This window comes from Alkalibacillus salilacus (assembly GCF_030812915.1).
In the GTDB taxonomy this organism is placed as follows: domain Bacteria; phylum Bacillota; class Bacilli; order Bacillales; family Alkalibacillaceae; genus Alkalibacillus; species Alkalibacillus salilacus.
In genome coordinates, this window is the sequence record NZ_JAUSTQ010000017.1 from 1 (window position 1) to 21,077 (window position 21,077).

Annotated in this window: 21 protein-coding genes; 4 read left to right on the forward strand and 17 right to left on the reverse strand. The window is 35.1% G+C overall.

What is annotated here, in order from left to right; translation table 11 throughout:
• Window positions 1-100 precede the first annotated feature (100 nt).
• The 3 genes from J2S77_RS13430 to sda all read left to right on the forward strand — a co-directional run bounded on the left by J2S77_RS13430 (window position 101) and on the right by sda (window position 1,654).
• Window positions 101-352 carry a hypothetical protein gene (locus tag J2S77_RS13430; RefSeq protein ID WP_306978165.1) on the forward strand — a complete coding sequence of 84 codons (252 nt, stop codon included), beginning with the start codon at window positions 101-103 and terminating at the stop codon, window positions 350-352.
• Between the two features lie 597 nt (window positions 353-949).
• Entirely contained in the window at window positions 950-1,177 is a 228-nt protein-coding gene (locus J2S77_RS13435; protein ID WP_306978166.1) for a DUF2188 domain-containing protein, read from the forward strand.
• Window positions 1,178-1,492: 315 nt separating this feature from the next.
• Complete coding sequence (sda, locus tag J2S77_RS13440; protein ID WP_306978168.1) at window positions 1,493-1,654, forward strand: sporulation histidine kinase inhibitor Sda; 162 nt, start codon at window positions 1,493-1,495, stop codon at window positions 1,652-1,654.
• A 93-nt stretch (window positions 1,655-1,747) separates the two neighbouring features.
• Here the strand turns inward: sda and J2S77_RS13445 are convergent, their stop codons facing one another.
• The gene (locus tag J2S77_RS13445; RefSeq protein WP_306978170.1) at window positions 1,748-2,950 is read right to left on the reverse strand and encodes a DUF5780 domain-containing protein; all 1,203 of its coding nucleotides are present in this window, start codon (window positions 2,948-2,950) and stop codon (window positions 1,748-1,750) included.
• Window positions 2,951-3,488: 538 nt separating this feature from the next.
• Here J2S77_RS13445 and J2S77_RS13450 point away from each other — a divergent pair.
• Window positions 3,489-3,725, forward strand: coding sequence for a hypothetical protein (locus tag J2S77_RS13450; protein WP_306978172.1), 237 nt, complete (start codon window positions 3,489-3,491; stop codon window positions 3,723-3,725).
• A gap of 121 nt (window positions 3,726-3,846) precedes the next feature.
• On the opposite strand, the gene J2S77_RS13455 is transcribed toward J2S77_RS13450, so the two are convergent.
• The 16 genes from J2S77_RS13455 to J2S77_RS13530 form a co-directional block, all read right to left on the reverse strand.
• The gene (locus tag J2S77_RS13455; protein ID WP_306978173.1) at window positions 3,847-4,023 is read right to left on the reverse strand and encodes a hypothetical protein; all 177 of its coding nucleotides are present in this window, start codon (window positions 4,021-4,023) and stop codon (window positions 3,847-3,849) included.
• Between the two features lie 462 nt (window positions 4,024-4,485).
• Complete coding sequence (locus J2S77_RS13460; protein ID WP_306978175.1) at window positions 4,486-4,875, reverse strand: hypothetical protein; 390 nt, start codon at window positions 4,873-4,875, stop codon at window positions 4,486-4,488.
• 1,102 nt (window positions 4,876-5,977) lie between these two features.
• Entirely contained in the window at window positions 5,978-6,190 is a 213-nt protein-coding gene (locus tag J2S77_RS13465; RefSeq protein WP_306978177.1) for a hypothetical protein, read from the reverse strand.
• Window positions 6,191-6,251: 61 nt separating this feature from the next.
• Window positions 6,252-6,821, reverse strand: a complete 570-nt coding sequence (locus tag J2S77_RS13470; protein WP_306978179.1) for a hypothetical protein — start codon at window positions 6,819-6,821, stop codon at window positions 6,252-6,254.
• 320 nt (window positions 6,822-7,141) lie between these two features.
• Window positions 7,142-7,318, reverse strand: coding sequence for a hypothetical protein (locus J2S77_RS13475; RefSeq protein WP_306978181.1), 177 nt, complete (start codon window positions 7,316-7,318; stop codon window positions 7,142-7,144).
• Between the two features lie 1,710 nt (window positions 7,319-9,028).
• The gene (locus tag J2S77_RS13480; RefSeq protein WP_306978182.1) at window positions 9,029-9,733 is read right to left on the reverse strand and encodes a hypothetical protein; all 705 of its coding nucleotides are present in this window, start codon (window positions 9,731-9,733) and stop codon (window positions 9,029-9,031) included.
• A 115-nt stretch (window positions 9,734-9,848) separates the two neighbouring features.
• Window positions 9,849-10,982: a helix-turn-helix domain-containing protein gene (locus J2S77_RS13485; RefSeq protein ID WP_306978184.1), complete on the reverse strand. Its 1,134-nt coding sequence runs from the start codon at window positions 10,980-10,982 to the stop codon at window positions 9,849-9,851.
• Window positions 10,983-11,015: 33 nt separating this feature from the next.
• Entirely contained in the window at window positions 11,016-11,687 is a 672-nt protein-coding gene (locus J2S77_RS13490; RefSeq protein ID WP_306978186.1) for a hypothetical protein, read from the reverse strand.
• 177 nt (window positions 11,688-11,864) lie between these two features.
• Entirely contained in the window at window positions 11,865-13,376 is a 1,512-nt protein-coding gene (locus J2S77_RS13495) for a TnsD family Tn7-like transposition protein (RefSeq protein ID WP_306978188.1), read from the reverse strand.
• A complete protein-coding gene (locus J2S77_RS13500) occupies window positions 13,373-14,866 on the reverse strand; it encodes an AAA family ATPase (protein ID WP_306978190.1) in 1,494 nt (497 codons plus the stop codon). The genes J2S77_RS13495 and J2S77_RS13500 overlap by 4 nt, the downstream gene beginning before the upstream one ends.
• Entirely contained in the window at window positions 14,866-16,968 is a 2,103-nt protein-coding gene (locus J2S77_RS13505; protein ID WP_306978192.1) for a TnsB C-terminal domain-containing protein, read from the reverse strand. The genes J2S77_RS13500 and J2S77_RS13505 overlap by 1 nt, the downstream gene beginning before the upstream one ends.
• A gap of 11 nt (window positions 16,969-16,979) precedes the next feature.
• Complete coding sequence (locus J2S77_RS13510; protein ID WP_306978194.1) at window positions 16,980-17,789, reverse strand: TnsA endonuclease N-terminal domain-containing protein; 810 nt, start codon at window positions 17,787-17,789, stop codon at window positions 16,980-16,982.
• A gap of 106 nt (window positions 17,790-17,895) precedes the next feature.
• On the reverse strand, window positions 17,896-18,513 hold the full coding sequence (locus tag J2S77_RS13515) for a recombinase family protein (RefSeq protein WP_306978195.1): 618 nt from the start codon (window positions 18,511-18,513) through the stop codon (window positions 17,896-17,898).
• A 287-nt stretch (window positions 18,514-18,800) separates the two neighbouring features.
• On the reverse strand, window positions 18,801-19,094 hold the full coding sequence (locus J2S77_RS13520; protein WP_306978197.1) for a hypothetical protein: 294 nt from the start codon (window positions 19,092-19,094) through the stop codon (window positions 18,801-18,803).
• Between the two features lie 15 nt (window positions 19,095-19,109).
• The gene (locus J2S77_RS13525; RefSeq protein WP_306978198.1) at window positions 19,110-19,466 is read right to left on the reverse strand and encodes a four helix bundle protein; all 357 of its coding nucleotides are present in this window, start codon (window positions 19,464-19,466) and stop codon (window positions 19,110-19,112) included.
• 23 nt (window positions 19,467-19,489) lie between these two features.
• The gene (locus J2S77_RS13530) at window positions 19,490-20,134 is read right to left on the reverse strand and encodes a hypothetical protein (RefSeq protein ID WP_306978201.1); all 645 of its coding nucleotides are present in this window, start codon (window positions 20,132-20,134) and stop codon (window positions 19,490-19,492) included.
• Window positions 20,135-21,077 lie beyond the last annotated feature (943 nt).

Consider the following 21,077-nt stretch of genomic DNA (forward strand, 5'->3'; position numbering starts at 1 on the left):
ACGACTACTCAAACCTCCAACACCCTCAAACATCTAAAGCATTGTATCACCCAAAGCCATAAACTATAATCGAATCATCACATATTGAAGGAGGCTAATTATGAACCAATCGTACATTGATTTTCCGGATCTTGTTAAGGAATTAAGCGATGAAACCCTGCTCAAAATTGGCAAAGCGACTGGCTCAACTGATTTTGGGGTTCGCTTTTACTACAAAAAACAGCACCCAAAATTTTATAAGAATCGCTTTGCTTTAGAAAAGGCCATTAAACGTATGTGGGCCCATAATGCGTTTAATCATCGAGAGAGAACAGCTCGAATTCTCGACATCGATTTAGAAACGCTTCGTTAACCAACATGGGGGGAATCGCCCCTATACATAACCTCAATCCCCACCAAATCAATATCATCACAGAAGATAGCAAACCTAATAACATCTCAACCCTCTAAATCACGTTCCAATCACCATTTCGTTTTCGATTGACTAAAATACGTCATATTATCATCTCACCACATTATACAAATGAAGGGAACAAAATATTTGACAAACAACTAATTATTCGACCTTGTATACTATATATAGAAATAATAAATATTTAACAACACTATATATTGATATATACTGCTCCTCTATTTATAATATAAACTGGAAATGAAAAGGAGGTGACAAAGGTTAAGAATCTATGATCAAAGGAGGTGGAAAGATGGCGAGAATGAGCAAAGCACAACTAAAAAATAAATTGAAGCAACAGGAGCGAAAGATTAACCGTGCTAAAAGAGACTTGGAACGAGAGATTAGACGGATTAATCGCCAAACAAGATAAAAAAGCCCTTGTCTATGTAACGGCATAAACAAGGGGCATGAAAAAATATTGTTGTCTTATTGTATTACAAAATAATGATAATGTGAAATGCATTCAAAAATAAAAAAGGGGAGCTATTGATTATTATGTCTCACCAAAATAATATACATGTATTACCTCATGATGACGGTTGGCAGGTGAAGAGAGCAGGTAATACAAGGGCAAGTAAAATCACACAAACACAACAAGAAGCGATAAATTATGGCGAAGACTTAGCCAAAAATTATAAATCAGAACTTATCATACATGGTAAGGATGGCCGTATTCGCGAGAGACGTAGTTACGGTAACGATCCCTACCCTCCACGTGGCTAAACTTTAACTATAATCTTCATCAAAGCACTTACCTAACATCATTGTTTGAGGTGGGTGCTTTGCTTCATAATTATGTGCTTTAAAACTTAGCTAAAACAATCTACCAAAACTACCGCTCATCCTCTTCCTATCACTACTTCCTAAATCAACACCATCCACACCTTGTGCCTGTTTTAACTTCCTTTTTGGTCTTTCACATCTAATTTATTACGATTTTGTGACTATATACATACATCTATTGAACCCAGAAACTTTTTGAGCTATAACCATATAGGGTATTTAAATATTAAACAACACAACAGGAGGTCACAAACCATGTTTCAATTAGACGATCACGCTTTAATCAGGGCCTATAAAGGAGCTAAAATAGCCAAAGCAGAACAAGAATTTATTAATCTATTAGAGAAAGAGTTGCGATACAGAAAGTTTAATCCGGTTGATATAACAATTGATGAAACTCAACCACAAGAGGATTGATATTGATTGATGTTCCTCTAAAAATATAGATATATTTACATATATTTCAATAAGACCCACCACTTAACCTCTCAGTGATATGACCTACAGCCATTAGTCCTCTAAAGGCTCATCTTTGTATTCTTCAATCCAATAGTCATAATATGAGTTATCCCATGTCGAGCCGTCATAAAAATCAACTGTTTTGACGACTGAAAGTGCTTGTTCCGCATCATGTGGTGATTCGATTTCCCAACCATTGTCTCTTCCGAATGTTTCACCTGGTTGAACATTAATGGATTCAGCATTGCCTCTAAATTCGTGGACCTTCCCAGACACACTCATGCTCGGTCTTGTTTTTACGGGATAACCATCTTCATCATACACTAAAAATCGCACTTCCATATTTTCAATGGTTTTATCAGATTCATTTCGCAATATCATTTGTAACATATCAGGATAAAGTGCTTTATGTTCTGCCGATTGTTCAACGATATTCGATTCTTGAACCACAACTAACTGATCTGATTTAGCTTTCTTTATTTCCTCAATACGTTCTTGCTCTTTAATTTCTGCTAAACGTTTATCATACTCGTCCAACAAAGTAGCAATATCATCGTTATCATCTAATACACGATCCGCTTTTTCTAATACATTAACAGCCTCTTCAAAGTCTTCCTCATTTGCTAATTGTTTCGCTTCATTCAGTGAATCGCTCTCTAATTCTTGGCTTAACTCATTAATATGTTCCTGTGCTTGTTCATAATTTCCCTCATCCTTTTCATTAACGTCCTGAAATTGCGATATCGCACTATGTATTTCACCATCATTCATGAACGTTTCACCTTCACTAAATGCTTGTCGCGAATCCTCAATCGTTTGAACATGAGTCAATGAATCATCAATCGTTGAGGCATTCATATCGAATTCTTTTAATTCATTAAGCCAAGATTCAGCATCTTCAAAGTCAAAGTCTTTCGATATATAACGCTTTTCAATGTTCTCACTTTCATTAAGGACAATGCTTTCAGCTTCATTCATATCCTCTTCACCTTCGAGTTCTTCTTCAAACACCACATGTGCTTCTTCAAACTCACGACTCTTTAAATGACTTTCAAAAGCATTTAACGGATTATTCAATATTACAGCAAACGATACGACAAGCCCTATAACAATAACAACAATAGAGGCCATCAGAATCATTGGCTTACGCTGTCTGATCGTTTCATATTTCGATTCATTGGAAGCAGTGTTTAACTCCTGACCACATTTATTACAAAACTTACTCCCTTTCTTATTCTTATAATCACAAGTCAATATAATCCGCCTAAAATATGCCTTACCCCCTCCTATTATCTGCTATTTTTCCTAATTTTTCAACATATTCTTCTGATCACTTGAGTCTAAATAACTATCTTGAAAGACTCTATTTCATACCAAGGTGATTATATTAATGGGTTGACATTACTAAATCAGAAGCATTATATTAAGAGCAAGCAGGATGCTGTTAACATCCTGCTTAGTAACCAAAACGTCACAAGACGTAGGTTGTTGTTATTCTTGAGTGTTTTTCTTTGAACTATCTTGCCCCGCCGAGCAAGGTAGTTTTTTTGTCTACATAACCATAGGAAGGCAATAACAACTATTGCTAACCTTACCTATATGAAAAAATCCAGGGATAACATTAAGTAGTTCCGTTTCGGTGGAGAAACATACGAAATAGCATAATGTCAACAACTGTTGTCAATGTGCTTCTTCCTATGTGAATTTGTATGTTATTTTCAATGCTGATTTTTTAAACCCAGAGGATAATTGTTATTTTATGTTAAAATAAATATAGAATTGGTGAAAGAACGTGCTTAAACTAACGGGCAGATTACTTGAAGAAGGGATTATAAAGGCGAGAGAAAATATGGGATGGTTATTGATTTCAGCCATAGTATTCATGGTCGGTTCATATTTCGTAATTATTGGTCTATGGGAAATTAAAGAAGGTAAAGACAGAACAAAATATATAATTTATATGTTAATTGGATTATTTTTGATATTCGTTCTTCCACACATAATGCAATTACAAAAGTTTATAGGATAGTATGTTCTTTATTTTTATAACGGGTGCTTTTGTTCAACAAGAAAATATAAAATAGTACGCTTGGGTAATAAAAATACCCAAGCGTACTATTTTATATCCCTAACATGACGATACTATTGCATTACGCCTCTTTTTCCTGTCTTTCATGACGGAGTAACTTTAAAGTGCCCACTGCAGATAAAACGACTCCCGCGCCTGCTACGAGGTATTGAAAAAGGCCGATTCCATCAAGAAAGGCTAAAGCCATCATGACTAACATAAGACCGATCATCGTTAATGTAAGATGAGCATTGTCCATCTAAATCACCTCCAGTTTTAGCGTTATGTTTATTTTAACGTAACATAATCTTTTTGGTAAAAAAAGGATACACAGACATCATTGGTTGATTTTTATGGTATGAAGGGCGATGTTGTCTATGGATGTAAACGTTAAAGCCAATAATGGTTGATATATTTAATAAAAGTTCATATACGTAGTTCAGTTTTAGTATACAAACAATAGAGATATTGTATAAAACGAGGGTTGAATTGCATAGCAATTTGACGTGAATTTTCATCGCTATACCAACGTTTCTTACATTTTAAGTAGTTATTTACACAGGAAAATGCAACCCGATTTCCAAAGCCCAAATAATTAATGAAGAATTGCAAAATCACGTGCAAAACTATTGCAACTTTGAACTCAAAAAAGATTAATTTTCTTAATAGAAAGTGCTCACTCTTCTTCGATTAATACATCCATTAGTACAATATAGATGAGTTATCCTTCTCTTAATCCTAAATATCTAATTTCTTTATTATTGACTTTCACGATATAGATATCACTTTTTTCTACCGTTTCGTATATGGTAGTTCCTACTTCTAATTTAGTTGCAGTGTGGTTTTCAAAATCAGCGCTACTTTCAGTCTGCTTTTTAATCTCGCCAATTTCATCACCTAAAGTTAATTCTTTATCATTAACCCATTCAATATCTTCTGCATTACTATATACAATATCATTTAAGACAAATATATCGGCATTTTCATTCTCTGTTAAAATTTCTTCGGGAGTTGGATTATCAATAACTGTCTTTTCTGATGTTGCTTGATTACTACAGGCCACCATTACCACTGATAACATTAAGACCACGGAAACAATTCTTTTTAACATATCACATGCCCCCATTTTAGAAATTAGACGTTGAACAAAAGGTTTTTGTTTCAGCTTATTAAACGCTATTGTTGAGATAGTTAAACAACATTTGATCTTGCTTTTACCTGCAGGCCTCTTTTCTTTTTTGGTAAGTTTGAGTTTTGAGGTGACAACTATATGCCTTTTGCAGCCTATCTATCGCTCTACCGTCAAACGATTCACTGAATTACATAAGTCTTCCACGCTGGTTTAAAAACGTCGTTAGTAGAATGAAACCTAACTCCCCTTACCACCTATATCCTTATAAAAACACCGTTTTTATGTCTCTACTATGTGCATTCACAATAAACTCGTAACACAAACCCCGATTTTTACCGATTTTGTTTCAAAAAAATTGTCATGACTTTATTCAAACGCACAATAAACTCGTAACACAAAAACGCCTGAGAAACGCAGGACAGCAACCTTTTATCCCTTATCTCTCAGACGTCTGTTCTATCTTTATTCTCACGAATTAGCTGATTTGTTATGACTTTTTTATGAATGGTACAACTTTATTGTTGGGTTACATAGTAGAGAAAAGGATTAGGAGTACAGGAGTAAATGCGTCAGTTAAGATTCTCTTTAGAAACCTCAACACATTATCCTTTCAAGGTAAATGAGTCCAAGTTGAAAAAGATCTCTTACTACCTAATAGTCTCGAGCTTATTGAGTATGGTATCAGTATCTCAATAAACTCTCTCGGGCATTTCATCCCAAAAATGCTTAGTTGAAGCAACATATGAATAAAGTTCATCTTATTTGATCTGTAATGAATATCCATCAGTTAAAACAGAAACATTGTAACTAATGGTATCTAACCCTGAAATACTAAAAAATCAGGGCGCATTTTACTAAGTAGTTTAGTTTTGGAGTACAAACAATAAAAGTGTATTATAAAATGAGCATTGAATTGTATAGCAATTTGATGTTCATTTGTATTTTAAGTCGTTATTTACACAGGAAAATGCTCATTCTTGTTAAACTAACGCCCTCTTTAGTTGAATAACTAAATATCATCTAACCCCTATATAAAGGTCTAACATTTTAATCAGACAACGGTATCAATATTGATTAAGTATCATACTTCTTTTATTAGTTTCCAATCAAGTTTAACTTTTTCAAATAAATCTTCAATATCTTCTCCTATAATCTCACTGGCCGAATCATAGAACTTCCAAAACATAAATTTACCGGTTCCATGACCTATATAATAATTCTCGTCTCTATAAATAAAATGAACTTCACTTCCCAAATTTAAAACTTCAATAAATTCCTTATAACTGTAATCCATACTTATGAACTCCTTTATGCTTTGCTTCTTCAACTATTGCCCCCGTTTGTTCAAGAACAATTTATTTAGTTTCCTTTTCTTGTAGCCATAGAAACAGGTTTGTAATAAGTTTCGATACAATGAAAAGTGCCACAAATAATAGAAATAAATGAACATAATTTACTCCCTTAAACATATGGAGCAAGTGGAGTTTTACCATAATTGGTTCTAATACAAAGGCAATTATTGCTGATAATATTACAGCGTATAGATAGATATCCTTCTTATGAATTAACGTCCATTGATATAACAACATAAAACACACTGGTATCAATGAAGCACTAAAGGAAAATCCCGGTAAAAAGGGGGCGATTTGATAAGGGTATTCCCACAAACCCAGGCTAACAGCGATAGAAGTAGCGTAAGAAAACCATACATGATAATTAAGTCCAAAAAAACCAAGAAGTAACATTTTATTTTTATCAATTAAAATGAATAACACGATTAGGGGTACGATTAATAATAGAGTGTCTAACCAAAATTGCCATACACCAAAGTTCGAAAATGATGTCCAATACTCGTTTTCAAGTTGATTTACCTCTTCAGTCATAGACCTGATTTTATTTAATTGTTTTAACTGTTCTTCCTTCACTTACTATCCCTCCCGATAATGCATAACTATCGGGTATTTTAACCATTTGTTTGTTAAACTATTCTGCCCATTAGTTGAATAACGTCCTTTAACTCATTTCACCATAAAAATACCAAATACTTTTAGATTTCCACATTTTGTTGTTCAATTATAATCACAATTAGCCCCACAAATTAGTCTACAATTCCATATGAAAAAAAGTAGTCCAATTAAGGGTGCAAATTACAATTTTGTACTCGAAAACTGAACTAATTATTGGATTACCCAAGCGTTTTATTTCATCGAAAGGATACTATCCCTAACATGACGATACTATTGTATTACGTTTCTTTTTCCTTTCTCTCATGACGGAGTAACTTAAAAGTGCCCACTGCAGATAAAACGACTCCCGCGCCTGCTACAAGGTATTGAATAAGGCCGATTCCATCAAGAAAGGCTGAAGCGATCATAACTAACATAAGACCGATCATCGTTAATGTAAGATGAGCATTGTCCATCTAAATCACCTCCAGTTTTAGTGTTATGTTTATCTTAACGTAACATAATCCTTTCGGTTTAAAAAAGATACATAGACATCATTGGTTGATTTTTATGGCATGAAGGGCGATGTTATCGATGGATGTAAACGTTAAAGCCAATAATGGTTGATATATTTAAAAAAAGTTCATATGCGTATTCATGTTTAGGATCAAATATTATGACCATGTTTGCTTGCATATCAATCGACTGATAGCTCACCATCTTTAAGATCCTTGACTCACCTATGCCTTACCTTCCCCCTCTTATAACCTTCTACTTTCATTTCTACTATGTGCCTTTGAAACTCAAACTTACCACGCCTCAATTACCCTTAACCCCTCACCACAACAGCCCTCAACCCTTTTTTGTCTAATTTCCGATTTAACTCAAACTTACCACAAAATCACCGATTTTCCATGTCGAAACCTGTCGATTGCATAGCCTGAAATGGAACTCAAAGTTACCAAGAATAGAAGAGAAAAGGACAGAGGGAAAAGGAAGTAAGGGATGACAAGGAATAGATGATAGGGAAGCCGTAGGGCTTATGAGGTCGAAGGAGAAAAGGCCGCTTAAGGGTTAATTGAATAAGGATTGAGATTAGGCATGACATGGGATGAAGCGGTTGAGATGATCTCTTGAGATGAAGCGGGATAGAACACAAAAAAAGAACTGACATCGTCTGTTACAACGACATCAGCTCTTCCTGTTTTCCTTCTCTATTCCTGTTCTTACCTGCAACTCTCTACTCTCTTCTGGTAAGTTTCAGTTTCAAAAAGTAAATTTGAGTTCCAAATGGTAAGTTTGAGTTTTGGGGAGACAGTCATGCGCCTTTTACAACCTATCTATTACTCTACCGTCACACGCTTCACTAAGTTACTTGGGACTTCCACGCTGATTTAAAATAATCGTTAGTTGAATGACCCCTAACCCCCCCTTACTTCCTATTTCCTAATAAAAACACCGTTTTTATATCTCTACTATGTGAATTCACAATAAACTCGTAACACTTTTCACCCCTTCAACCTGCTTTCCACCGTCGCCTTTCATAATAAAGTCGTAACACAACCCCCGATTTTTACCGATTTTGTTTCAAAAATAGTGTCATGACTTTATTCACACACACAATAAACTCGTAACACAAAAACGCCTGAGAAACGCAGGACATCAACCTTTTATCCCTTATCTCTCAGACGTCTATTCTAACTTTATTCTCACGAATTAGCCGATTTGTTATGACTTTTTTATAAATGTTACGACTTTATTGTTGGGTTACATTTTCTGTGCATTCACAATAAACTCGTAACACTTTCCACCCCTTCAACCCGCTTTCCACCGTCGCCTTTCATAATAAAGTCGTAACACAAACCCCGATTTTTACCGATTTTGTTTCAAAAAATGTGTCATGACTTTATTCACACACACAATAAACTCGTAACACAAAAACGCCTGAGAAACGCAGGACATCAACCTTTTATCCCTTATCTCTCAGACGTCTGTTTCAACTTTATTCTCACGAATTAGCCGATTTGTTATGACTTTTTTATAAATGTTACAACTTTATTGTTGGGTTACATAGTAGAAAAAAGGGGATTAGGAGAACAGGAGTAAATACGTCATTTAAGGTTCTCAAGATAAACCTTCACGCATTATCTTTTAAGGAAAAAATCCTACTTACACCAGATCCTCTACTATTTATTAGTATTGAGTTTATTGATTATGGTATCAACATCTGAATAAGCTCTCTCGGGCATTTCATCCCAAAAATGTTTAGTTGAGGCAACATACGAATAAAGTTCATCTTCTGTGATCTGTAATGAATATCCATCAGTTAAAACAGAAACATTGTAACTCATGGTTTCTAACCCCGAAAAACTAAAAAAATCGGGGCGCATTTTACGAAGCCTCCTTGATGATTGTCCTTCACCATGTTTAATAGTGTTAACTAAGCACTTTAGCTCTTTAATTTTTTGCCAAGAATTAGTTTTTTCAATATCAACTTCATGTGCTTCAAAAATAGCTTTTGCTTCCCTGTACTCTAATGATCTACCTTGATAATCAATGCGTCCATCAGTCTCTTTCAATGCGAATTTAACTACTTGCTGTTCCCACATATGGTAGAGCATTGAAATAGTCATTAATAGGTGATCCACCTTCATAATGTTAAGTCTATTATATTGATCCAGACCAATCTCCCAAGACTGTTCAGCCACTACACTCGGGTCTGTATCTTCATCGGCAAAGGATGAACTATATACATGGTCAGCATAACGTTGTGCCTCACCCTCGATATCACTAAATTGGACACGAGTCCTATCATAATACGTTTCCACCAATGAAAGCTCACTTTTAAACTTTTCCATTAAGGGTTTCCAAAAATACAATTGTGTTTCCATACACATTATCTCCTTAATCAAATCCCATTCTTTAAAATTGACTTAGAATGACACATAACACCGCATTTTACGATAAACGAAAATGGATCAACTTATGGCTCGAAAACATATTAGTTTATTTTTCAAACAAATTTAACTCAGGCTCTGCCTCACTTAGATTTAATGTACCTTGCTCTAAGTGGCATAACATTTCAATTTGATCTTGAGGTACTCCGATTTCTTGTATGATTTCTAATTCATTTTTGACGTTATTTTCTAAGAGCATGTGGATACTCTTGTTTAAAACCACCGGATGTTGAACAGGAAAAACATCATCAAGAGGCTCCTTTTTTCTCATCTTTTTCATTGAAATCTGTTTTTGAAGTGACGTATACCTGCTTTCATCTATCAGTCCTATATCATAACTACGATAAATCATGGCGGCCATAGAGACATACCAATATTTTTTTAGTTCAATAAAATGTAACAAAGAATCCGAGGTGACAGTCTTAATAAATGCTTCTGATGGCAATAAAAATGCAGAAGCAAATTTATTCGCCTGTTCCTCCATTCTCTTAAATTCGCTTTTAGATAAAACCTCTTGATTATCAACTGTTTTGTGCATAAGAATATGCCCTAACTCATGTGCTGCATCAAACTGTCTTCTAAAAGAGGAATCTTTATCGTTTCCTAAGAAAATAAATGGCTTCCCTTTTCGGTGTTGAGCAAACGCATCTACTTTTAATGAATCAGTGTCTACTGAAAAAATCATGATTCCATTCTTCTCAAAAAGGTGTACAACGTTCGATATAGGTTTATTACCAATTTCCCAAAATTCTCTTAGACGCAATGCCAAATCCTCAATCTCCTCGTCGGACCAGTCGCCATTAAATTCTGATACATCTGGAAGATTTAGCTTTGGTAATTCAACGTACTCAGACAAATAATCATAAATGTAACCAGCTAATAAGGTTTTTGTGTATTGTCTCTCTTTATTTTTTTTCGTAGCAGTAGCATTGGCACGGAAAAAGGTGTTGCCAACAAACTGCTCATTATATTCTTTAAAGAAAAAGCTCTTAGGGAAATTAAGAGTATTTATTATGTTCATGATTGTTTCTTGTTTCGGAACACTTTCTCCAAGTTCAAATTGTGAAATCGCTTGTCGTGAAACATCAATTTCCATAGCTAATTCACTAATAGTTAGTCCTCTGGTTAACCTCGCTTCTTTTAATCTTTTTGCATTGAAGTTCTCATCTTTAACTCTTACCATTTTACTTTTCTCCTATCGATTTGATTCATCACATCAGCTCTTTTTTAACTTCAGCGGTATTTCTTCATCTGCATCAGTCTTCAGTGATAACTCAATCTCATTTGGACTATGAGGATTCAAACGCTCAATTGTTTCAGTATTAAGTTGTGCAAACTCATTAATCTCTTCTTTATATAACCAATCTTGCTGATCAGGTCTTAATGCTCCTTCATAAATATCATCCTTTTTGGCATCATAGCCAACTATAATGCCAAATGGTTGCATACCTTCACCTAAGTCTAATGAAAATTGATGTTCATAATCTTCTGGTAGATCGTTCTCCTCTAAGCCCATCTCCATTAAATAATCCACATTGGATGATGCAAACTCACCTCTATAACGGCTTGGTTTAAATATGTCTTTACCTGGCGGCAATTTTAAAACTAATACAAATATATTCCGCACAGTATCATAACATACTATATAAGGGTGGTGTCCTGCCTTTTTAACATCCACAATCATATTTAACCCTGGGTTTTCGTCGATATTTTTCTTAACCTCATCGTTAATTAAATCGTACAGTAAAAAAGGATTACTTTTATTTGTAATTGTTTTTCCTATAGCGGTGGATACTTCCTTGTACCTTTCTTTACCTTGCAAGACCCCCTCCACGATAGCCTTTTTCTGTTCGCCTAACAACATACACTTTTTGATTATTTCTTCCATTAAGATACGCTCCTTTTATTTATCTTTTCTCTATTATTTACTATTAAATATCATTTGTCAAGTATCAAAGAATATATTGCACAAATAGTAATGTATGGATGAATATTTATGATATAAAGTAAGTATCGAACCATGCAGAAAAAGGTGGCTCAAAATTGTATGAACCACCCTTTTTTCTTATATCATTATTTCATTCATTGTTTTCTGGATCAGACGCTTCACTTCTTGCTCACCACCAAACCCTATATGACGTCTAACTTTATATACCGATATCGACAACCCATTAGCCTTCATGTCATTAATAGCCCATTTTATTTTTCGTTTACGATAATGTTCAAGGTCTTCAGTAAGTTGAGTTAGGTGTTCTTGAGTCTTAACCAGCTTAGGACTTCGAACAGAATGGCGATTTAGCCCAACCTCCTGAAATACTCTATTTGGTGTTACTCGTTCAGGCTTTCCAGCTTTATTCATCAAAGCCTTTTCACCTTGTATGATTAATTTTAGGTAATAATCGTCCTTTTCCTGCCAGTCAATTGATTCGGACCTTGTTCCTCGCCTCTGTTGTCTCGGAGTCACTTGATCATACCATGCAAAATCATGCTTACAAATCCAAGTATGTAAACCTTTTGCTTTCTCTTTTAGTTCAAGACGGTTAGCGCCAGGGTTCGCCTCTATTAGATTTAACCACTCCCGCTTTCTTTGCTCCATAGAAAATTTGGGTTCGTGGTAGTGGGTGGATGATGAGCGCCCTTGAACTGATCCTGTTTCAAACAGATTATGAACAGATAATTTAAGAAATTGGTGAATCAAAAGATGTCTTAAAGGGCTTTTATGTTTATAATTATTTCGAAAAAATCGACCCAGCCACCCAGCACCGTCTTTTTCATCAATTGAACTTTGCATTATGTCGAGGTAATCAGCAGCAAAGTAATCCATAAATGCTTCAGCAAATTCTTTCATATAGATATTGCCATTTGATGAAGCAAACCCTTTTTGACGTAATTGATCAACATAATAGTTAACAATAAACGAAGATGGTTTTCTTTCAGGTGTTGCGTTCAACAATGATTCAGCATACCTCACATACTCTAAGTTCAATCGCGTCCATTTATTCGAAAACCAAGCATTGTCGATTTCTTCATTAAGACTCTCTTCATTTGGGACTACATAACTCAAGCGCCCATCATGCATTATGACTGAGCTTCTTTTATAAAAGACTTTATGTTTAGGACAAATAAAAACTCCAGGTAGCTGCGGTAATCTACGCCAGTAACTTTCTCCGAGCGTGTTGTAATCATCATGGACACAAGTCGGGCAATACTTCAAAAATTGACTGGGTTTAATCCCACTCGCCGTAATTCCTACCATATTCTCGATATTAGTTCGTGAACCCTTTTTCATTGCCTCTAAAACTTGCTTTGCTTTTTCATCAGACAAATATGCTGTGTAAAATGGATACAATGTATGATTTTGAATTAACTCATCGCTTGTGATTTTTGAGTTAGGCGGTAAATTGGCACACAATCCATCAATATCAATTGGGAGAAAGGCGGATTTTGTCATTCGTTTCTGACCAAACACATGATATTCTAATGATTTAACACTCCTGATACCACTACGCATCCTGTATCGACTTATAGCACTAACTAAAAGCTCATCATCATAAAAAGTAGGGATGAAATTCATCATAGACTTTCACCAGCCTTTACCCAATACGTCATATCATCTATTAAGCCATGCTGTTTCAAAACATCATACGGATCTTGGTTTGGTTCAGACTTTAATAATCGTCTTATATCGTTATCAACAGATACTTCATTTTGATGTCGTTGTGTTGCTAACACTTTCGAGTTCTCATGTGGCTTATCATTCGATTCTTCATTTGTTGATGATGTTTTCTTCTTAACACTATCAATCTGTCTATTTGATGGTTTCGATGACCTCAAATCATCCTTAACTTGTTCTTGATGCATAATGTCTTCATACTTCGCAATTTTATGAGGGTTACCAGACTCAATAGCATCGAGCATTGGCTTTAATGATTTAAACCGTTTTTGCGCTACTTTTTTAATCAGTTCCGGTGTTATAAATTCCTTACCTGTTTCAATAGCATATTGTTGAACATAGATAAACAACTTAACCATCAAATCAGAAATACCCTGAGTTTGTTTATAAAACATCACTGAGATATCATCTTCGAGCGGTGTGAATTCTTTAGTCCATTGAAATGACCACATTGATTCCAATAAAAATCTAAACTCATCACCATATTCCATATTATTATAGATAATCTCGTGGTTAGCAGTTAAGCGTCTGGCAATCCTTAATTCGCCTTCAAATAAACGATATGCACCAGGTGTACCAACTAAAACGACATTAATGCCTGAATTAATCAGGTTAACGAAGAAGTTAAGGATTTGTGTTGCTCCGCGATTTCTAACGTTTTGAATTTCATCTATAACGAGAACACCCAATCCAACATTGTGTGCCAACTGAGCCATCACAGGCATTAATGAGTCGACTGAGGAATTACGTGACACGTATGTTTTATAGTTATCAGTGCCTAATATTTCATCGATTTTAGTGAAAAATTGCAGGCACAACGCTTTTAAACTTGAGTTGGATGGAGCATCTAATTTCAACCAAACCAGTTGTATTTGACTGAAATGAACGCCTTGATATTCGTTATGAACAATGACTTGAGGTAGGTGTTTGAGCACTTGATACACTGATGTTGTTTTCCCCATCCCTGAAAAGCCAATAAGTGTTCCCGAATTAGCAGTTGATTGATACTTGGAATTATCGTATACAGGTTTAGACTGATTGATAATGCTATTACCTGATTCAGTTAAGTAAGCAACATAGTCTTTATCAAAAGGGTTCCTTGATACATAACCCTCCATAATTAATCTATTAAGCATATTCCATATTTCAATGTGGATTGGCATTGGCTGAAAAAAATGATTCAGTCTTTGAATCATAAATTGGCGATATGTTGAATTGAGTTTCCTCTCTTCCTGATCAAAATCGGGAAAATGCGTTAATGCTTGTATAATCTCCGCCTTACTCTTAGGATAAGGTAAGGCTTGAATGAAGGGATTATTATTGAACTCATTTAATGGTGATTCATGGTATTCAGCTTCAACAGCTTCAGTGCCGTTTTCTAAATATATCTTCATTATTCCTCCTCCTGTCTTAGACGTTTAAACAATTCTAAATCGGTCTCATCTTCAACACTTGATACTCCTCGGTCACTCTCTGGTTCTGTATGTCTATTATTCTTGCGATTGAGTTCTCTTTCAAAGCGGCGATTTTCTTGTATGTCATTCACTTTTTGTGATTTCGATACTTCTTCATTGAGTTCTTTCGATGTTTTCCCTGCCCCATCACGAACAATTTCCTCAATCTGATCCAACAATTGCATTTTAGCTTGTAGCTCATCTTCTTTTGCTGATTTATCCTTTTCATTTTCGGCTTGTAGCATCACATTCACCTCATCAATGCTCTTACTTTTATATTTTTCTAAATGATCTACTAACGAAAAGGTGATAAATGATTGTTCCTCTCTATTAAATATAAAAATGTGCGTTAGGTCAGTTGGATCGTACCAGATTTTTTCTTTCCAAGTCTTATCTCGTGCCTGTTGAAACCAGTTTTGTTGCAAACCATACGATGAAACATAAAACATTTTCTTAAACTTAATCCCTTTTGCTGTAACCGTAGCTTCTGTTGTTGGTAACAAATGCATCTTAATAACGTCAGACGGAAGTTTTCTGATAGTGCCTTTTACATGACTAACCCCATATTGCCAAATATCCATCGGTATTTTTTTGACACCTTGATTCATCATATCTTCACTTAATTCGTAATCGCTCATGAGATGGTGATTATTGTAAAAGATAATGCAACGAATAAGGATCTTAGTTAAATCATGAACCGTAAGATTCGCATATAGACGATAATCCTTTTCGCCCCTTTCTTTAACACGATTACCACTTACGACAGCACCATCAACATGAGGTGTAATACGTTGCATCATTTGATGAAAGGCTTGTTCAATTATTGCTTTTGTTTCTGGTCGATAGCCGGGGCTGTTTTGTATAGAAATGCCTAAATTAGTAATGGCATTCTCAATCTGCTTACCGCTTAACTCACCCCTATCAGTAAAAATCCTTTGAGGAACGCAATCAATATCCCATTCGCCTTCCAATTCAATGCCGAATCGCTTACAAAACTCATCTTTAGGTGTCATCGAATTATAAAGAGCATTCATGGCACCACTATACGCATTTAACGACTCGAAGCTTAAACTAAAACCTACAATCACACGTGAATAAACATCAATCACTAAATGAAGCAATGGTTTGCCCACAATTGCATTGCGATCAACACTTGATACACAATAAACATCTAATGGTGTTGAATCCGTTTGCCATAGGTTGCCTGGCCCAAAACCAGCATCTTGCGTTGAATCACCAACTATTGGACGATATTGTTGGTAGTAGACTCTTGACCCAAAACGCTTGGATATCTCATGCTTGGGATCGTTATATTTTTTGAACCAATATCGAAATTGATTGTATGTTGGTATTTCATTCTTAACAACTCTACTTTCTTGACCATATGAATCCTTGATAACCTCAGTAAAAAAATCTCGAATAGTTAACTCATAAGCTGTCATCAGGGTGTTTTGTTTATCCGTATAATAATGTCGATTTAACCCAGCCTTAATCTTCTTTTTAACTGTTTCATCTATATTAACTCCCTTTTTACCGTTAGAGCGCGGTCGACCCCTCTTGATGTTGCTATGTTTTCTTTCATGACCAGGCATTCCACATTTGAAATAATCGGGCAAAAGTGCATTCAATGTCATCCCACGCTGCCAATACTTAATCAGATACTTTTTGACAGTGCTATAACCAACGCCAAATCTTTCGTTCGTTTGCTTAATAGCTTTCTGTCGGTATTTCGAATCATAAATACGGTGTTCATCTACTTGACTGATAGTATATTGAACAATTTCCCACGCGTGATCACGCTTCGCCTTCTGTTTTGATGTTATTTGGCTATCGTCAACCGCAATCGTAAAGTAATCCTCTTTTATGATTTCTAAGTTACTCTGAGCGTATTGATGTTTTACTTCAGATTGATTTAAGACATATGGCAGTCGCTGAGAATGAAGTTCAATAACAATAAGTGTTTTATCAAAATGATTGACATCAAGAACCCTCCATACTTCTCCGTCTTTATTCCGAAAGATCATATTTTGGTAATAATTCAACATAATCACCCTTATTTTATTAATGAAATAAGTGGTTGATTTAATTTAATAGGTTCTGTTAAATCAACTGTTAGCTTATGTGTTGCAATCAGATAGCGAAACAAGAATAAGCCTGTTCCATATGAAATTGATTCACGTTCTTCAAATTCTGTTAAAAGAACATCTACATTTCGTTCAGATTTAAGGTACAAATGATCTAAAAGATGATCTGCATGTTCAAGATAATCCAACTCATCATGTTGATATAATAGCGTCTCCCTTATCCATTCAATATTTTGGGTTAACTTTTTAGGTAGTTGTTTATTTGTTATCACCTTCCAATCAACACCTTTTGCTTCCCAATAAAGGCGTTCAATCTCAAGCTTTTCCCAAGTTAACTTCCGCTTTAATTCCGAAGCATTTTTTACTGTTCTCGCAACATGACGAACATCACCTTTTTCATCTTTAACTGTTAGAAGAAAGTTGGTTGTAATAACATATTGTTCCCCTGTTTCTTTATCTCGAAATTTCTCAAAACGAAGGTCGTCTTTTTGATCAATCGTTTCATCTATGTCCAATAAGGGATATGACTCTCTGATATCAATGACGTTTATGTTAAACTCAAACATCAAAAACGCACGATATTGGTTATCAGACTGAAAATGATGAATTCGATTTGTCTTTACACCTAAGATTCGCGTTGCTCGCCCTTTAGATGAAAACTCATGTGTGTACATTTTTGTCCAAGGCATATAGTCACTTCCTGTACCTTGTCCTCGACCTTCTTTGATGAACCGTTTAGTCTCGTTTGAGTATTTTCGATTTGAATCTTTTTGTGTCAAAATCAACACCTCCAAAATAGGCAAAATAAAAACTGCATTTCTTATAGGCAAAATACCTCGTTTTTTTTTGAGGTCCTAAAAGAAATGCAGTCATTCCGCATCATGATTATTGAGTTGTTTCAATTTGTTTCTCATCCTCCATTTCTTTAACTTTTCGATAAAATGATGATTTTGAAATACCTAAATTTCTAAAGGATTGAGCAGCCGTTTGCTTGCCTGACACCCATTTTTGATACTCTCGTTTGAACTTGTCGTCCACTTCAATTGGTGGCCTTCCAAATTGAATCCCTTTTATTTTTGCCGTTTCAATGCCTTCTCGTTGTCTTTCTTTTATGCTCTCACGTTCGAGCTCGTACAACGCACCAAAGATTGTACAGATAAATCGACCTTGGACAGTTGATGTATCAATTTGTTCTTTCAAACTAATCACTTCGACTCCTGATTCAGTTAGGTTGTTAACGATTTCGAGGAAGTCTTTTGTGTTGCGTGCTAATCTCGATATCGATTCAACGACAACCGTATCACCTTCTCGGACAAAATCGATCATTTCATTTAATTGATCACGATTTCTGTTTCGGCCACTCACTTTCTCAATGTAATACTTATCAATCTCTACTTTTTCTAAAAGTTGTTTTTGACGATCGACACTTTGACTCTCCGATGAAACACGGATGTATCCAATTCGAATAATAACCACTCCAATCAGAATATGTGTTCTATTCAAATTATATTACGTTTCAAATCGTATGAGAAGGGCCTAAAACGTACCAAAAATGATTCTTAGGCTTTTTGATACACATTTTTTATTATGTTTCAAAACCTGTAGAAATTAACACGCTTATAGCAATTAGTCTATTTGAAAAAATATAGTGTGCAGGATTATTGTTAAAGATAATATGCTTAAAGTCAGGTTGGGGGTTCGGGGATATGTATTATGCGACATGTTAAAGTCGCATTTGAAGCTTCTTTCAATTGAATTGTTTATAACACTGTTAACTCTATTAATAACACTTATGCTGCATCTGTTTGCTTCCTAAAATGTGCGTTAGTCAGCTTAATTACATGCGATTTCAGATTTTCTAAATCATCATCATGTTGACTGTCGAGTTGTTCTAAATAATGTTTCAATTCATTAAGCTTTTTGTATTTCACTTTCATATTTTGCGTCGTCAATGCTCGAGTAGCACACCTTAAAACGCTAACCGCATGCTTAATCAACGTCACATCATTGTATGATTTTAATACGTACTCAGTTAAATCAACGCTACGCTCATATAAAGCAGCTTCTCGAAAATCATAGTTCATAAACTCCCTCCTCTTTTATGACTCAGACAACTTTTTGATAAGCGCTGTTAGCATTCTTCTTATCTCCCAAAGTGCCTGATCAAATTCTTCAAACGAATCGTTGGATACATAATGGAGTCTACTACTTAAATGAAGTAAAGCTTGTACTTCGCACGCGCTTCCTACTGCGATATCATAAAAGTCCTTTTCTTTTTTAGGGTATTGGACGCCATTCCCCTCTGCGATATTTGCAACAATAGAGGTGGAAGCCCGTCTAATTTGGTCAATCAGGTTGTATTTCTGTTTAGCCGGAAATGTATCAAGCGTTGCTTCTACTGCTACACATAAGTCTTCTGCTTTCTGATAAACTTTCAAATCTCGTGCATCTTTCAAATAATCAACTCCTTAGACTATAATTAAATCTCTTCTTGCAATACCCCGTAATGCGGTCGCACGTTAATGAAAGTCTTCATCTCTCTATCGCTATGGATGGAACTGAGTGTTGCAACTTTACCTGAGGAAGGTTTCTTAGTGTTCAGTTCAGGACTATTAAAAGACAAGTCTGTTCTGCGTTTGAAAAAATTAACGACTTTAGGATCATCCGGTAAATAATAAGCCACCACAACTGTTACTGCATACTCTTCATAGAATTCATTCAATAGATCAATTAATGAAGGAGAAAGCTGATCTAACGTTAAGTCTAAAATTAACCAATCAATCGATTCACCCTCTATATGACGTTCCAAACGTTTAAGAATTCCCTTTGAATCAAATGATGTTAAATCGATATACTGCACATCTTTCAACACTGATATAGGATTATCCGCTTTACCTAAAAACTGGTGTCTTGATTGCGAGAATCGATCAATTTCCCTTGCCTCTTTTTTGGGAGAACCTAAATATATACCCATATCTTCTGCTTCCAATTCGGAAATCAATTGAGATATTAGGATGTTTTTGAATTGAACGTCATTATAAGAAACAAACTCAAATGAATCTTGGCACATTTCTCTAAATATTGGGAGATTACTAACATCGCTTTCCAGTAAATCTGTCAACATAATCTGTCACCTCATTTTTATTATTAGTTTGGTTTAATTAACCTGCCTGAGTAATATAAAGATATCTTATAGACAAACCGTCAACAACAGGTATTGTGTTCGAGGGTGTTTAACCTAACCCTTAACGTTTGAATGGCACTGAATAGATAATAAATCTATCTTTCAATTAAAGAGGCCTCAAACGTCTACTATCAATTTAAACTAATATTTGTTTATACAAAACAGATTATACGTCGGACCCTGTTTGACGTTATTGCCTTCATTATCAATAAACCGTTTCACCATAATTAACCCTCTTACCCAAGAGGATGCCACCAAACCTTTTGATATCATCAATTACGTTATCCATTGCTCAACATGTTATAAAAATATAACTGCTAACCGTTAATAGGATTGTAGATAAGAAGTTAACCCTTGGTCACTATTTAAACAACCCTTGACGATGGATATCACACGCTATTCTGAGGGATATTAATGTAATCCCGTAAAGACCGTTTAATTGAAAGACCATATGACATGGGCATAAACTCGTAATTATATATTTATATACAAGGGAGATGATATAATACGAGTTTGTCGCTATATTCATATGGTTAAATGGCAATATAAATAACATGATATTAATGGTGTCCTATAACATCACCATATGAAATTGAATAACATGTCATATATGGAGTGATATCAACAACGCCAGATGTTCAAACTATCATAGTTAGATGTTCCATCTTCACGTTGTTGATTTATTGAAAACTGCTTACCAATATTGAAAAAGGGGTTTACGAGCAAATGAATCCATCACATTAAAATTTGGTTGATGCCAACCCGCCATTTGCTCAATATTTTTACCATTACCGTATGTTCTCGGAACACCACCACATCAGTTTTTTTGGAGTTGACGATTCACTATATTCAGCAATATATGATGTGGTGTATTAATATGAGC

Coding starts and splice junctions, on each gene's coding strand:
- J2S77_RS13530 (WP_306978201.1), bottom strand. CDS start 20,134: ATGTTGACAGATTTACTGGAAAGCGATGTTAGTAATCTCCCAATATTT.
- J2S77_RS13485 (WP_306978184.1), bottom strand. CDS start 10,982: ATGGTAAGAGTTAAAGATGAGAACTTCAATGCAAAAAGATTAAAAGAA.
- J2S77_RS13460 (WP_306978175.1), bottom strand. CDS start 4,875: ATGTTAAAAAGAATTGTTTCCGTGGTCTTAATGTTATCAGTGGTAATG.
- J2S77_RS13465 (WP_306978177.1), bottom strand. CDS start 6,190: ATGGATTACAGTTATAAGGAATTTATTGAAGTTTTAAATTTGGGAAGT.
- sda (WP_306978168.1), top strand. CDS start 1,493: ATGTTTCAATTAGACGATCACGCTTTAATCAGGGCCTATAAAGGAGCT.
- J2S77_RS13455 (WP_306978173.1), bottom strand. CDS start 4,023: ATGGACAATGCTCATCTTACATTAACGATGATCGGTCTTATGTTAGTC.
- J2S77_RS13495 (WP_306978188.1), bottom strand. CDS start 13,376: ATGATGAATTTCATCCCTACTTTTTATGATGATGAGCTTTTAGTTAGT.
- J2S77_RS13490 (WP_306978186.1), bottom strand. CDS start 11,687: ATGGAAGAAATAATCAAAAAGTGTATGTTGTTAGGCGAACAGAAAAAG.
- J2S77_RS13430 (WP_306978165.1), top strand. CDS start 101: ATGAACCAATCGTACATTGATTTTCCGGATCTTGTTAAGGAATTAAGC.
- J2S77_RS13480 (WP_306978182.1), bottom strand. CDS start 9,733: ATGGAAACACAATTGTATTTTTGGAAACCCTTAATGGAAAAGTTTAAA.
- J2S77_RS13475 (WP_306978181.1), bottom strand. CDS start 7,318: ATGGACAATGCTCATCTTACATTAACGATGATCGGTCTTATGTTAGTT.
- J2S77_RS13435 (WP_306978166.1), top strand. CDS start 950: ATGTCTCACCAAAATAATATACATGTATTACCTCATGATGACGGTTGG.
- J2S77_RS13520 (WP_306978197.1), bottom strand. CDS start 19,094: ATGAACTATGATTTTCGAGAAGCTGCTTTATATGAGCGTAGCGTTGAT.
- J2S77_RS13500 (WP_306978190.1), bottom strand. CDS start 14,866: ATGAAGATATATTTAGAAAACGGCACTGAAGCTGTTGAAGCTGAATAC.